This is a genomic window from Helicobacter baculiformis (genome assembly GCF_900197685.1).
GTDB classification, from domain to species: domain Bacteria; phylum Campylobacterota; class Campylobacteria; order Campylobacterales; family Helicobacteraceae; genus Helicobacter; species Helicobacter baculiformis.
The window spans coordinates 51,146-59,924 of sequence record NZ_FZMF01000005.1; the positions used below are offsets into that span (position 1 = coordinate 51,146).

Sequence of the window (8,779 nt, forward strand, 5' to 3'; positions counted from 1 at the left end):
AAGAAGGAAATTTTTGCGTATTCTTGTGATTGTGGGCGCGTTGCTGGTAGCGGGTTTATTGGGGGTAGGGCTCAAGCTCAGTCATGACATCAAAAAAACCCTGCAAGAGAGTTTGAATCATTTAGCCCCCCATATCCACGCCGCCCCCTTTGAGTGCTCGGGATTCAAACATATTAAATGTGTGAGCGCGGGGGTTAAAGAGCCCAATCTAGGACCTATTATGGTGCGATTGAGCGAGGTCAAATCGCATGGGTTAGAGTTTCAGCTGGATCTAGCACATATAAAGATGTCTAAAGCATGGATTCCTCAAAGCGTGCATTGCACTATAAATTTACAACTTGTTAAAGAAGAACTTTCAACTCAAAGCCATTGCAAGGCGCCCGGGGAGTTGGAGTACGCATTGAGTTTGGACGCCCGCCTCAAAGACCCTAAAAGACCCCTCAACCTTAAAACCCTCTTGCAAACCAATGATCTCAAAGCGTTGCAAGCGCATATAGAAACCCTAGATGTCGATTTAACGAGTCAGAATTTTAAAGCCGTATTGTTACCTCTCTTACAAGAATCCGGTGATCTCAAAGACCCCAAAGACTATAATAAAGCCCTAGCAGAGATTCAAAAGTCGTTTCAGGGGGTGGTGATTGTGGGCTTGATGGTCGCAGGTTTACAAGAGGAAGTTACCCATGCGCAAGAATTGTTCAAAGCCTTTAACACTTTTGCCACCAATAAGAGCGATCATTTTGGCTTTACTGTGCGCAATAAGGATTCTGCCTTTAAGCCCCTAGAAGCCTTCAATAGTCCATGGGAATTTCTTCCTCACTTGAGCCTAAAAGTACACCCATGAAGCGTATCTTGAAAGCATGGCTTTATTCTAAGGACGGCTTGAGAGCGGCTTTTAAAGACGAGCCCGCTTTTAGACAGGTGTTGTACTTGGCATTGGGGGGCTTGGTGGGGGCGTTTCTGTGTGCGCATTCTTTTGTGCAATTTGTGCTCTTGGTTTTGCCCGGGGTGCTGTGCGTGGTGGTAGAATTACTCAATAGTGCGCTAGAAAACGCGGTGGATTTCACCAGCACACAAGAGCACCCCCTAGCCAAAAAGGCTAAGGACATGGGCAGTGCCGCCCAGTTAATCGCTTTGGTGTTTTTTGCGCTCGTATGGGGGGCTTATTTTGTATTTTAGGAGGAGTTTTGCAACCCAAGATTGAAGACATTCGCATTGAAGAGTCCCTACAAGAGAGTTATTTAGACTACTCCATGAGCGTGATTGTAGGGCGCGCCTTGCCCGATGCTAGGGATGGGCTAAAGCCGGTGCATCGGCGTATTCTATATGCCATGCATGAATTGGGCTTGGGCTCTAAAGTGCCCTATAAGAAGAGCGCGCGCATTGTGGGGGATGTGATTGGGAAATACCACCCCCATGGCGATAGCGCGGTGTATGAAGCCTTAGTGCGCATGGCACAGGATTTTTCTATGCGTCTGCCTCTAGTGGATGGGCAGGGCAATTTTGGCTCTGTTGATGGGGACAACGCCGCGGCGATGCGCTACACTGAGGCGCGCATGGCAGCCCCCAGTGAAGAACTCTTGAGGGATTTGGATAAGGACACGATCGATTTTGTCTCCAATTACGATAGCACCCTCAAAGAACCCGATATTTTGCCCAGCCGTTTGCCCAATTTGCTCATCAATGGCTCTAGCGGGATTGCCGTGGGGATGGCGACCTCCATCCCCCCCCATCGCCCCGATGAAATCATTGACGCGCTGATCTATGTGCTGGACAACCCTCAAGCGGAGTTGCTAGAGTTAATGGACATTGTGCAAGGACCAGACTTCCCCACAGGGGGGGTGGTCTATGGCAAGGCGGGGATTTTAGAGGCGTATACTACGGGGCGGGGGCGTATCAAAGTGCGCGCCAAAAGTCGGGTAGAAAAACACAACAATCGCGAGACTATCATCATTGAGGAGATCCCCTATCAAGTTAATAAGGCAAAGCTAGTTGAGCAAATCAGCGCCCTAGCTAAGGATAAAGTGCTAGAGGGCATTGCCGAAGTGCGCGATGAATCCGATAGGGAGGGGGTGCGCGTGGTGATCGAACTCAAAAAAGACGCGTTTTCTGAGATTGTTTTAAACCATCTCTACAAGTCTAGCAATATGGAGATCACTTTTAGCATTATCTTACTTGCCATCTACAATAAAGAACCGCGCATTTTCAATCTCTTAGAATTGCTCAAGCTCTTTTTAGTACATCGTAAAAGCGTGGTGATTCGGCGCACCATTCACGAATTAGAAAAAGCCAAAGCGCGCGCGCATATCTTAGAGGGGCTCAAGGTTGCCTTGCAACACAGCGAGGCGATGATCGCGCTCATTAAGGGGAGTGCGGACGCACAGGGGGCTAAGGACTTGCTCATGCAGTCTCATCATTTAAGCGAGGAGCAAAGCAAGGCGATTTTAGAGATGCGCTTGCAACGCCTCACCGGATTAGAGCAGGAAAAAATCCAGCAAGAACATGCCCAATTACAAGAAAAAATCGCGCTTTTAGAGGGGATTTTGCAGAGTGCAGACAGACTCAACGCCCTCATTAAAGAGGAGCTTTTAGAGGTTAAGGAGAAATTCAGCACCCCGCGTAAAACCCAGATTGAAGAGGACTACGAGGGGATTGGCATTGAGGATTTAATCCCCCATGAAGACATGGTTGTTACCATCAGCCACAAGGGTTATGTCAAGCGCGTCCCCTTAAAGGTCTATGAACAACAAAGGCGCGGGGGCAAGGGCAAGATGTCTGGCAACACCCATGAGGACGACTTCATCGAATCCTTTTTCATCGCCAACACCCATGACATCATTTTGTTCATCACCAACACCGGGCAACTCTATTGGCTCAAGGTCTATAAAATCCCAGAGATGGGGCGCAATGCGATCGGGCGTGCGCTGGTCAATTTGATAGACTTGCAACCCGGGGAGAGCATTAAAGCCACCATCCCCACTAAGGATTTTGATACAGATAAATCCCTAGTCTTTTTCACCCAAAAAGGCATGGTCAAGCGCACCGAACTGAGCGCGTTTGGGCGCATTAGGGGGGGGGTGCGCGCCATTGTGCTTGAAGAAGACGACACACTGGTTACGGCTAAAATTATGGATTCAAGCGTGCAGGAGCTCTTTATGGCAAGCTCTAAGGGGATGTGTATCCGCTTTAGCGTGCAGAGTGTGCGCGAGATGGGGCGGGCGGCTAGGGGGGTCATTGGCATGCGCTTAAGAGAGGGCGATGCGGTGATCGGGGGAGGGGTGATTTTAAGCGATGAGCAAAAACTCTTGAGTGTGAGCTCTAAGGGCATAGGCAAACAAACTTTAGCCGGGGCTTATCGCCCACAGGGGCGGGGGGGCTTGGGATTGATTGGAGTGAAGATCACCCCTAAAACCGGGCATTTAGTGGGGATTGTGAGCGTAGATGAGGGGCAGGATTTGATGTTGCTCACCAAAAGCGGGAAGATGATTCGCATGCCTATGGATACGATCCGCGAAACCGGGCGCAACGCTAGCGGGGTGAAGTTGGTGCAAGTACAAAGTGATGAGGTGGTCTATGCGAGCACCTGCCCTAAAGAAGAAGCGCAATAAAGCTCTCTGCTTGTTATGCTTGGTGGGGTTTTTGCACGCGCAGGAGTTTGTGATCTCTTATGCCATGCAGGTGCATAATGGGATTGCCAAGCGCCAATCCTTTGGGATCGCGCGCGCGCTAAGAAAACATGCCAGCAAGGCGCATTATACATGTGAAATCCCGGTCAATGAGCCCAAACTCCCCCCCAAACAAGAACCCTTTTTGTTGGATATTTTGCTTAAAAGCTATCAAGAACAAGTGGTGGATTGTCTGTATCAAGGGGAGGTGCGTATTGAAAGCAGTGGGTTTAACACGGCGATGCAAAACCAAAACAACGCCACTTTACGCATGGTCGCCCCCGTTAGTGTGTCCTTAGAGGGGGGCTTGTTAGTGCTTGAAATTTACACAAGGAGATAGCATGAAAATTGCCATTGTAGAAGATGACATCAACATGCGCAAGAGTTTAGAACTCTTTTTTAGCGATCAAGAAGATTTAGAAGTGGTCGCCTTTAAAAGCCCTAAAGACGCGCTCAAAGCCCTAGATGCAAGTTTTGAACTCATCATCACAGACATCAACATGCCCCAGATGGATGGGCTGGAGTTTTTGCGCAAATTGGAGGGGCGTTATGAAGCCATTGTGATTACGGGTAATGCCACACTCAATAAAGCCATCGAGTCGATTCGCTTAGGCGTGAAGGATTTTTTTCAAAAGCCCTTCAAGCCAGAATTGCTTTTAGAATCCATTTATCGCAGTAAAAAGGTGCTTGAGTTTCACAAAATCCACCCTGTGAATAAAGCTTGTAAAAAAGAATTTTTCATCGCCACATCGTGCGCCCTAGAGGCGGTGCAAAAACAAGCGCTCAAAGCCGCTGCCACCGATGCGAGTGTGTTTTTACAAGGTCCTAGTGGGGTGGGTAAGGAGGTCTTTGCCCATTTTATCCATGAACACTCCAAGCGCAAAGACGCGCCCTTTGTGGCGATCAACATGGCAGCCATCCCCGAGCATTTGTTAGAATCAGAGCTCTTTGGCTATGAAAAGGGGGCTTTTACGGACGCGACCAGTGCCAAGGCGGGGCTGTTTGAGAGCGCGCACAAGGGGAGCGTGTTTTTAGATGAAATTAGCGAAATGCCCTTGAAACTCCAAAGCAAGCTTTTAAGAGCGATCCAAGAAAAAGAGATCGTGCGGCTTGGTAGCCACAAGCCTATTAAAATTGATGTGCGCTTCATCGCCGCCACCAACACCAATATCCACGAGAAGATCGCCGCCAAAGAGTTTAGAGAAGATCTCTTTTTTCGCCTGCACACCATCCCGCTGAAGATCCCCCCCCTAAGAGAACGCAAGGAGGAGATTTTACCCCTAGCGGAGTGGAAGTTACAAGAAGTGCTGTGCGCCTATGATTTGGGGGCAAAGAGTTTTAGCGATCAGGCTAAGGAGTGCATGCTAAATTACACATGGCATGGCAATATCCGCGAACTGCTCTCTGTGGTGGAGAGGGCGGCTATCTTAAGTGAGGGGGCACAAATTAGCGAAAAAGACCTGTTTTTAGAAAGAAGTTAACTTCTTTGTGCTACTCATGGGCATCTTGTACAGAAAGGATTAGTAAGTGGTTTATACAAATGCTTTAGAACTCATCGGCAGCACCCCCATTTTAAAGACAAACCACCTTTTAGAGGAGGGGGCGGCAGATTTTTTTGTCAAATTAGAGAAATTTAACCCGGGAGGGAGTGTGAAGGATCGCGCGGCTTTGGGGATGATCGAGCAGGCAGAACAAGACGGGCGGCTGACTAAAGGAATGACCATCATTGAGCCCACCAGTGGCAACACCGGAATCGCTCTAGCACTCATGGGCTTGCTCAAGGGCTATAAAGTGATTATTGTGATGCCAGAGACCATGAGTGTGGAGAGGCGCGAACTTATTAGGGCTTATGGGGCAGAACTCATCCTAACAGAAGGAGCGAAAGGTACAAAGGGCGCTATCGATAAGGCTTTAGAATTGAGCAAACAAGAGGGCTATTTCATCCCCCAACAATTTGAAAACCCCGCTAACCCCCAAAAACACTACGACACCACCGCCCAAGAGATTTTAAAGGATTTGCCCGGCGTGGATGCTGTGGTGTTGGGCGTGGGCACGGGGGGCACGATTGCGGGCGTGGGGCGTAAGTTTAAAGAACAAAACCATCCAGCTAAAATCATCGCAGTAGAGCCCGCCCAATCTCCCATTTTAAGTGGGGGGACGCATAGCCCCCATAAGATTCAAGGCATCGGAGTGGGTTTTGTGCCGGCCAATTATGATAAAAGCGTGGTGGATGCAGTGATCACTGTGGATGAAAAAGAGGCAGCGCAGTGTGCCAAACTCTTTGGAGAAAAAGAGGGGATTTTGGTGGGGATCTCTTCAGGAGCGGCGATTTTTGCCGGATTACAGGTGGCGCGCAAATTGGGCAAGGGCAGGTCTGTACTTGCTATTGCCCCTGATGGGGGAGAAAAATACATCTCCACCGGACTCTATGATGCTGGATCTGGATTATAGCTTAGAGCGCGCCCTGCAACAGGACCCGGCCGCGCGCAATAAATGGGAGGTGTTATTGCTCTATCCGGGGATCCATGCCCTGCTTGCCCACCGCCTAGCCCATACCCTGCACAAGCGCCGGCTTTACTTTATCGCGCGCGCGCTTTCACAGCTGATGCGCTTTATCACCGGGATAGAAATCCACCCGGGGGCAAAAATTGGGCGCGGGCTTTTTATTGATCATGGCATGGGTGTGGTGATTGGGGAAACCACAGAAATTGGCGATGATGTTACCATTTATCACGGGGTAACTCTAGGGGGCACGGGCAAGCTCAAGGGCAAGCGCCACCCTACCTTAGGCGATCGTGTTGTCGTGGGAGCGGGGGCGAAGGTGCTAGGGGCAATTAGTATTGGCAATGATGTCAAAATTGGAGCTAATGCCGTGGTGCTCCACGATTTGCCAACCGGATCAACAGCTGTAGGTACGAAAGCCAAGACAATTACGAAAGAAGGTTAAGGCTCGTTGCAACGATTAAGCCAGTCTACGTGCTATGTAGAGTGAGGTACTTGGGGGGTGCGATTCGAAACTCTTTAACTCAGCAGACGCGGTGCGCTTGTTCTCTACGAGCACATCAACCTAAGAAATCAAAGATTTTAATGCATTTGGGCATTTCATGAGATCTTAGAGACTAGTGGGATTTAAAAAAATAATTTCTTAACTCAGAAATTTGGAATAGCTTTCCGTGTGTGTTGTGCGCACGACTTAAGTTGATTTTTGTACTTTTTAACACACTAGAGTTTCTCATTGCTATAGCCAAATTCTGTACCCTGTGCTAGGAGGCACACAAGAATGTTTTTTGTTCTTTTGGTTTTGTTTCTTTTCGTGTGGTATAGCTTGAGCGTAGGTACCACGAATAAAAGGATCACTATAGAGGATTTGGGTGGCTCTGCTCTCGGTATCCCCCAAGTAGCAGAATCTAGTCCTTTGGATAAGCCCCGTTATACTTTATCCAATGAAGACGAAAAACCTAACTCAACACTTCCTGCAAACTCTCTGCTTATATCCAACATGACAGGACAATTCATTCTCACTCAACAAGACAAATACTCTCCCAAAGCTATCAAGGCATATTTGGATCGCTATGTCATTGGTCAAGATCAGGCTAAGAAAAGCATGAGTTTAATCTTTAGCGATCACTACAAGCGCATTAATGGTAAATCCGATTTACAAAAAGCCAACGCTATCTGTATAGGACCTTCTGGGAGCGGTAAGACTTTTTTAATAGAAAATGCTACAGAATATTTAGATATTCCTTACTGCATCGCCAACGCTGCTTCTTTCACTCCCACAGGTTACATAGGTAATGAGACGAACCAAATATTCGCCACACTCTATAGCAATGCGGATCAGAACATTGAGAAAGCTCAAAAAGGGGTGGTAATTTTAGATGAAATTGACAAATTAGGACAGGGGAGTTGGCATGATAAAGAATGGCGACAAGGGGTACAAAACGAATTATTAAAAGTCATCGAGAAGGGGATAGTCTCTTTTGAATACGGGCAACGCACTAGTCATGTAACCATCTCTTTAAAAACTGATCATATTCTTTTTATCGCCTTAGGGCATTTTGAAAAGCTATGGCATCATAACCGGGCAAGCGCTTTATTTGAAGTGAGCCAAAAATCTAAGCTTTTCCCTTTTAGCAATGAAGATTTGATAGAATGTGGGATGAAGCGTGAATTTCTGCGTCGCTTTTCTGTACGTGTGTTATTTGAACCAGTGAGTATGGATATGCTCACAGAACTTTTAGATCGCCGATTAAAACCCTTCCAAGAAGAATTTATAGATAATGGTAGTGTTTTAGAGTTTAGTCAAAATGCCAAGCGCACTTTGATAGAGCAAGCGTTACAAGAAGGGATTGGTATGAGTGGATTGGATCAAAAACTACATGAGGTGCTCACCCCTTTGCGTTTTGATATAGAACATTACGAAGGATTTAAATGTTTAATTACTCGCAGTGTTCTAAGAGGAGGGCGGGTACGAGTATTGGGATTAGAAGAGGAACCTATCTAGGAAGAAAAGCAAGTTAAATTTTCTTGCGTTTGTTTTATGGGATGACTTGGATATTTAAAGCCAACGAATCATCCTATTATTGGAGAGTTGACTAGGATCAGTGTGTTAAAAAACTAGAGCCAAATTGCAAAAGTACGCCCAAAATAAAGAAGCAACGCAGCGTTTGGCGAATGCTGTGCGTGTGTGTGAGGCCGAGCCGGCAAGAAGCAGAATGCTTTGTAGTCGTTTGCGAGGATAAGAAAGAGCTTTTTAAAAAGCTAGTGGAGCTTGCCAAGAGTCCCGAGCAAGCCATGGACTTTGCTACCCTTAAACCAGAGATTGCAGCGGTAGTGAGAGCAGATGTGCTCATCATCAAACTACAAGGGGTGCAAATGAATAACCATTCACACAAGCACAAGCATACGGATTTATTTGACTACTATCTGGTACAAGATACTTTACATTTTTGGTATGAAATTTGGGTGTTCCTCGCTTCTATGGGCAAGTAAAGAGCATGTAAACACCCCCCCCCTTGGGGATCTGCTAACGCCTCAATCTAAGGATTTTTCAAGAGGCTGGCAGGGTGAGCCCCTACCCTCTAACCCCCCCCTTGCCCCCTTTGTCCCAATTAGGG

At 47.5% G+C, this 8,779-nt stretch carries 9 protein-coding genes; all 9 read left to right on the plus strand.

Annotated elements, in window-relative coordinates; genetic code table 11:
• The first annotated feature begins 13 nt into the window (after positions 1–13).
• The 9 genes from C6G87_RS01330 (at position 14) to C6G87_RS01370 (ending at position 8,654) form a co-directional block, all read left to right on the plus strand.
• Positions 14–841, plus strand: coding sequence for a hypothetical protein (locus C6G87_RS01330; protein WP_104751744.1), 828 nt, complete (start codon positions 14–16; stop codon positions 839–841).
• Positions 838–1,176: a diacylglycerol kinase gene (locus C6G87_RS01335; RefSeq protein WP_104751745.1), complete on the plus strand. Its 339-nt coding sequence runs from the start codon at positions 838–840 to the stop codon at positions 1,174–1,176. Before C6G87_RS01330 ends, C6G87_RS01335 begins: the two co-directional genes overlap by 4 nt.
• Positions 1,152–3,605 carry a DNA gyrase subunit A gene (gyrA, locus tag C6G87_RS01340; RefSeq protein WP_104751746.1) on the plus strand — a complete coding sequence of 818 codons (2,454 nt, stop codon included), beginning with the start codon at positions 1,152–1,154 and terminating at the stop codon, positions 3,603–3,605. Before C6G87_RS01335 ends, gyrA begins: the two co-directional genes overlap by 25 nt.
• The gene (locus C6G87_RS01345) at positions 3,571–4,002 is read left to right on the plus strand and encodes a hypothetical protein (RefSeq protein ID WP_104751747.1); all 432 of its coding nucleotides are present in this window, start codon (positions 3,571–3,573) and stop codon (positions 4,000–4,002) included. Before gyrA ends, C6G87_RS01345 begins: the two co-directional genes overlap by 35 nt.
• A 1-nt stretch (position 4,003) precedes the next feature.
• On the plus strand, positions 4,004–5,143 hold the full coding sequence (locus C6G87_RS01350) for a sigma-54-dependent transcriptional regulator (protein ID WP_104751748.1): 1,140 nt from the start codon (positions 4,004–4,006) through the stop codon (positions 5,141–5,143).
• Between the two features lie 46 nt (positions 5,144–5,189).
• On the plus strand, positions 5,190–6,113 hold the full coding sequence (cysK, locus tag C6G87_RS01355) for a cysteine synthase A (RefSeq protein WP_104751749.1): 924 nt from the start codon (positions 5,190–5,192) through the stop codon (positions 6,111–6,113).
• Positions 6,094–6,609, plus strand: coding sequence for a serine O-acetyltransferase EpsC (gene epsC / locus C6G87_RS01360; RefSeq protein WP_104751762.1), 516 nt, complete (start codon positions 6,094–6,096; stop codon positions 6,607–6,609). The genes cysK and epsC overlap by 20 nt, the downstream gene beginning before the upstream one ends.
• 420 nt (positions 6,610–7,029) lie before the next feature.
• A complete protein-coding gene (locus tag C6G87_RS01365) occupies positions 7,030–8,166 on the plus strand; it encodes an AAA family ATPase (RefSeq protein WP_233708947.1) in 1,137 nt (378 codons plus the stop codon).
• A 185-nt stretch (positions 8,167–8,351) separates the two neighbouring features.
• On the plus strand, positions 8,352–8,654 hold the full coding sequence (locus tag C6G87_RS01370; protein ID WP_233708948.1) for a hypothetical protein: 303 nt from the start codon (positions 8,352–8,354) through the stop codon (positions 8,652–8,654).
• The last annotated feature ends 125 nt before the right edge of the window (positions 8,655–8,779 follow it).